Here is a 4,483-nt window from a genome sequence, read left to right as displayed (position 1 = left end):
TTTTTAATAATCAATTTACCCCGAAATTAGGTGGTCAATTTGAACTGGAAAGTGGTGGTCAGTTTGCTCCGGAACTGGTGGTCAATTTACACTGGAAAGTGGTGGTCAATTTGACCGGTTTTTCCACATTATCATCAAAATTTAATAAATTTAAGGATTTCTTTAAAGTCCATAATACATGGAAATCATCACCAGCATTAGATTCTGGTGCTTCTGAAATAGTCTTAACGTCTCTCATTAAATCGTTTTTTAAGTTCTTCTAAATGATTTAATAACTTCTCAAACTTCAATGTCTCTAAATATATCCTAAATTCTTTCATAGCTTGATAGTCTTTTTGGATTTTTTAATATTTTCTTGAATCATAATTAGACTAGTTAAACTTTCTAAACGTTGAACGCTTTTAGCATTAGTTCCTGTTCGGCTCTTGAAATCCCTATTTCTTTAGCAATAGTTTTCCAGTTACTTGTTACTTGAAGAACTTCTTGTATAATGACTTCCATTTGATTATTATTTAAACGGAAATATTCGCCAACGCTTTTTGCCAATTCAAAATCAAGGTCATTGTTATCAGTATCTATGTTTAAAGCTAAACCGTCTTTATCAATAGATGGATTAAGGTCATATGCCGGTGATAGTATCCAACCCTCTTTTGTTAGTATAAAACCGTGATTTCTTAAATGGTCGTCTGTATTGGAAACTGCAATATTGAAGATTATTCTGCGCCATAGCTGGTGTAAATTTGCTTCTACGTTTGTGCCGTAATTACTAATAAATTCAGCTATGTCCAAGTAACTTGCGTGATTGTCACGAATTGTATCTTCATTATTAGCCGTCATTGTCATTGCTGAAGCAAAATGTATTCTTTCTCCGTTTTCCCGGTCGAAACGTTTTGTGAAAAAAGTATGGTAGTTACCCATTATTTTTTCTATTCGGCATGGTGCCATTTCTATTCCTGCATTTATTGCCAGTTGGTAGGCCAGGAATTCCCAAGCCGCTTTATCTGTTGTATCTGTTTTAGATGGGAATTTAGCAATCCAAAGACTTTTGTCGGCATCTAAGACATTAGCTTTTGGTCTTGCTCCACCTAATGAAGAACCTGGTGCCATTAAAACGGAAAGCCATTTTTTTACCTCATCATTATCCTCGTCCTTTTCAAAATTAGCGGCTGCGTTTTGCAACTCACGAATGGATGACCATGGTGGAGTAGAAGCTGTTTTATTGTTGTCCAGAAAATCTCCATCGGGGTCTGTTTTAAAACGCAATGCGCCCATACGGCTTTCATCGTATACTCCTAAAAGAAAATCAATATCGTACAACGTTTTAGGTTTTTCATTATTTTCTCTTGCTAACTGTGCTTCTCTACGTTTCATTAATGTACGTCCCCAAGTGTCGGGCATACTGTCTAGGAATATGCCAAAGTTTTCTTTCTGGTTTGGGTATTGTGGACCACCGTATAATTGAATATCCGGGTCGAGTATAAATTTTTGTTCTGATTTAAGCCATTCGTTATCGTATTCAAAGCTGAATGCTTTTTTACTTTTGGCTTGTTGTGCCGATAGAATGCCAATAATTTTTGGTTCGGGCATTTCTTTCCAGTGTGCGTAAACGTATATGTCGATTTTGTTAGTGGACATTATGAATGGTTATCTTTTTTAATTATTAGAGTTTGTTATGTTGACACTATTATTTTAACAGTTCAAGATCTTGGAGCTTTCTTCCCAGTTCGTCGTCAGCTGCGAGTTTAAGAAAATCATCTTGAAGGCCTAATACTCTTAGTACATTAAAATAAGCACCAATAGCAACGCTAGGATTACCTTTTTCTATTTGATATAAAGTAGTTCTAACAATATCTGCTCTTTCTGCTACCTGAACAGTAGTTAGCTTTCTTCTTTTCCTAGCTAGCTTTATGTTTTCTCCCATCTGTTCTAATGTCATCTGGTGCTTAGGAAAAACGGTTTGTTTTTTTCTGTTCATCTTATTAAATGTTCATTATTATGAACAAAAATAATGTTTATGTTCATAATAACAAACATTTTGTATATTTTATTCTTTAGTAGCTACTACTGTATCATCTTTATAACTACTAATAGTAATTACTATCTATAAGTATTTTTTATTATCTCCAGAATCTTCTCTTTCTGTTTGTCCTTCACTACACATTGTTGTAAAGCACAAATTAAATATGATTAAGTTTTGCAGTAGTTAGAGTTTACTGCCGAAACTTAATTTATTTTCTCTTATCCTCAATTCCTTTTTCAAATCCAATCAAATTAATCATTTCCCTCAATCGACTTCTTACACGGTTTCCGTAATGAGTTTCAATTTCACTTGCAGAAAGGTTTGTAGTTATGTGGGTTTGGATTTTTTTTGTTGTAAAATTATCGTAACGACTTAATAGAATTTCAGCCATTACGTTGCATTCGTTTCCGTAATATTTTAGATTGTTTTCTGTTCCTAAATCGTCGAAGCATATTGTTTTGGGTTCGGCTTGATAGAGTCTGCCTTTGCTGTATTTATGGATTATTTCGTAACCATCCTGAATAAATTCAAAGCTGATGTCCCGGCACGGTTTTATGGAAAATTTGTGAGCGGTAGGAGTGAGGTGTTTCATTAAATTCATCAATGTCGTTTTGCCACAACCGACAGGGCCGGAAAGTAGAATTCCCTTGTTTAGGTCGATATTGAATTGAAAACATGTTGGTTCGTCTTTTAGGAAATAGGCAATGAGTTTGTATACAATTGGATGGTCATTTTCAAGAATTTTGAAATGATTTCCGTATAATTCAATGCCTTTTTTTTCAAGCCAGATGATTACTTCTTCGTAGTTGTAGTGGGAATTTATTTCTGTTTTCATTTTTTGAAGTTGCTAAGATGCTGAGGGACTAAGATTCTGAGTTGAATTGAGTGAAATTACCACCCCTCCAAAGGAGGGGAATTAAAGGGGTTCTGCATAGTTTTTGTCGGTGGGAGTGTTGAGGTGTTTTGCTCTGTTTGGGTTTTCATTGGTGTTGAATTTGCTTGCGTTTAGCATCCAGTTTTGCGCTGCAGCTTGCCAATCGACCATTGGGGTTTTTCCACCGACAAGCCAGCCATTGCTGGAAAAATAATTGAAGAATTTTTGGGCTTCCAGTTCTGGGAAGTTTTGTTGCTGGAAATAGGTTTTGATTTCTTCGCTTGTTGGCTTCTCGGCTCCGCTCGAAGTGACAAACTTTTCTTTTTTTGCGGAACTTTTTTCTTTTACTAATTTTTCTTTTTCTAAAATTGAATTGTCATTTTTAAAATTTTGAGGTTGCTCACCCAAGTTTGAAATGTTTAAATTGTTTGTTTTGTTTATATAGTTTATAGAAGATACCAGCGCTTGTTCAGTACTTGTTTCATCACTAGTTTGTTGCTTGTTCAGAACCTGTTCATTATTTGATAATTTTTTTTCGTTGTTGCTTGCTCTTTTTTGAACTGGTTTTAGGTCTTCTGAAAAATTGAAAAGGATTACCATACTGCCTTTGAAAGGATTGAATGAGGGTTCGTATCTGATATATCCTCTATCGTTCAATTCTCTCATACACTTGTGGTAGGTTGCTTTGGAACAAATTTTACTTATACGCATTACCTCATCTCGGGTGATGCTTATTGGATTTTTAAAACGGTTTACATTCCAAAACTGAAATAGTGCAATGTATAAACTGATATGAGTAGGGTTGAGGTTCCGATCCAGGACTATGCGGTCGAAGAAACCAGTGAGGTGTTTGATGTAGTTCATTGTTCTTTTTAAGTTACTAAGAATAAAATTTCTAGATCATGTTATTTTAATAGTGTTGGTAATGCGGACACTTTGTTTTTGTTTAAACATTTTTCGATATCGGAATTATCGTAATAGAGGGTGCCACCTATTTTAGTGTAGGTTAGTGTTCCGTTGATGCGGAGGTTTTGGAGTGTTCCTTGTGAAATGTTTAGGAGCTTGATGACTTCTTTGGATTTGAGCCATTTTTTGCTATTGTTTGGTTCGGCAGATTGAAGCATTTTTTTGATTTCCTGTAATAGCTCAATTTTGAATTCGTAAAGATCTTCGGTTGTAATAATGGATGCTGCCATGATTTTTGTTTTAGATTAATATTGTTTGATAAGCTTTTACAAAATTCAATAGCTTTTGTTGGATTTTATCCCAATGGCTTTCGTAGTACCGAAAAAATTTAACATTTAAAAATGGTGAAGGCTTGGTTTTACTGGAAAATTATTTTCAAAAAAATGGATTAATTCTTTTTCTTTTGTCTTGATACAAAAGAAACAAGAAATATTCATGGGTTAATATTGTTTTTTTGGTATTCATGAATCTCCGATTTCAAGCCTGAATATTTTTAATGCAAATTCCAGTGATATTGACCACCCAATTCCAATTTAAAGTGACCACCTGATTCCAATTCAAAATGACCACCTAATTCCGGAGCAAAATGACCACCTCCATTTTTCATTAAAAACTACTTTTTT

General features: G+C 34.4%; 6 protein-coding genes. 1 reads left to right on the top strand and 5 read right to left on the bottom strand.

Features of this window, described 5'->3' with window-relative positions; all coding sequences use genetic code 11:
* Positions 1–263, top strand: a 263-nt coding sequence (locus KZH69_RS20210) for a hypothetical protein (RefSeq protein ID WP_219319273.1), incomplete at its 5' end; no start/stop codon positions are given.
* A gap of 121 nt (positions 264–384) precedes the next feature.
* On the opposite strand, the gene KZH69_RS20205 is transcribed toward KZH69_RS20210, so the two are convergent.
* The 5 genes from KZH69_RS20205 to KZH69_RS20185 form a co-directional block, all read right to left on the bottom strand.
* Complete coding sequence (locus tag KZH69_RS20205) at positions 385–1,635, bottom strand: type II toxin-antitoxin system HipA family toxin (protein ID WP_219319272.1); 1,251 nt, start codon at positions 1,633–1,635, stop codon at positions 385–387.
* Positions 1,636–1,684: 49 nt separating this feature from the next.
* Positions 1,685–1,975, bottom strand: a complete 291-nt coding sequence (locus KZH69_RS20200) for a helix-turn-helix domain-containing protein (RefSeq protein ID WP_219319271.1) — start codon at positions 1,973–1,975, stop codon at positions 1,685–1,687.
* A 253-nt stretch (positions 1,976–2,228) separates the two neighbouring features.
* Entirely contained in the window at positions 2,229–2,855 is a 627-nt protein-coding gene (locus KZH69_RS20195) for an AAA family ATPase (protein ID WP_219319270.1), read from the bottom strand.
* A gap of 81 nt (positions 2,856–2,936) precedes the next feature.
* Positions 2,937–3,758 (bottom strand): transcriptional regulator, encoded by an 822-nt coding sequence (locus KZH69_RS20190; RefSeq protein ID WP_219319269.1) that lies wholly within the window; start codon positions 3,756–3,758, stop codon positions 2,937–2,939.
* Positions 3,759–3,799: 41 nt separating this feature from the next.
* Positions 3,800–4,090: a helix-turn-helix domain-containing protein gene (locus KZH69_RS20185; RefSeq protein WP_219319268.1), complete on the bottom strand. Its 291-nt coding sequence runs from the start codon at positions 4,088–4,090 to the stop codon at positions 3,800–3,802.
* Positions 4,091–4,483 lie beyond the last annotated feature (393 nt).

The organism is Flavobacterium taihuense (assembly GCF_019351435.1).
Classification (GTDB): Bacteria; Bacteroidota; Bacteroidia; order Flavobacteriales; family Flavobacteriaceae; genus Flavobacterium; species Flavobacterium taihuense.
Note: the sequence above shows the minus strand (reverse complement) of the source record. Positions and strands in the feature narration are given on the sequence as shown.

Coding starts and splice junctions, on each gene's coding strand:
- KZH69_RS20205 (WP_219319272.1), bottom strand. CDS start 1,635: ATGTCCACTAACAAAATCGACATATACGTTTACGCACACTGGAAAGAA.
- KZH69_RS20200 (WP_219319271.1), bottom strand. CDS start 1,975: ATGAACAGAAAAAAACAAACCGTTTTTCCTAAGCACCAGATGACATTA.
- KZH69_RS20195 (WP_219319270.1), bottom strand. CDS start 2,855: ATGAAAACAGAAATAAATTCCCACTACAACTACGAAGAAGTAATCATC.
- KZH69_RS20190 (WP_219319269.1), bottom strand. CDS start 3,758: ATGAACTACATCAAACACCTCACTGGTTTCTTCGACCGCATAGTCCTG.
- KZH69_RS20185 (WP_219319268.1), bottom strand. CDS start 4,090: ATGGCAGCATCCATTATTACAACCGAAGATCTTTACGAATTCAAAATT.